This window comes from Pseudoalteromonas sp. RWi3 (assembly GCF_054960735.1).
On sequence record NZ_JBHNYL010000060.1, the window covers coordinates 1 to 244 of the forward strand.

A 244-nucleotide genomic window follows, 5' to 3' on the forward strand; every position below is an offset into this window, starting at 1 on the left:
CTCACGCTCTAAACGCTTAATTTTTTGTGCTGGGGTTTCTTTTGATTTGGGCATATCGGTCATATAAGTTGGTGTAGACCAATCTAATTTACCATGTTTTCTTAGCCATACAAGAACAGTGCTGCGACCTTGAATACCATAGTGTTTTTGAGCTTGTTTATAAGTAAAGTCGCCTTTTTCTACCTGCTCAACAATGGATAGTTTAAAGCCCAATGTATAATCTCGTTGGGTACGCTTAATGCCT

General features: G+C 38.5%; 1 protein-coding gene. It reads right to left on the reverse strand.

The genetic code is table 11. From position 1 onward, the window contains the following. Nucleotides 1-240 (reverse strand): helix-turn-helix domain-containing protein (locus tag ACFI4Z_RS19135; RefSeq protein WP_462671900.1); only part of this gene is annotated, 240 nt, incomplete at its 3' end. Nucleotides 241-244: the final 4 nt, after the last annotated feature.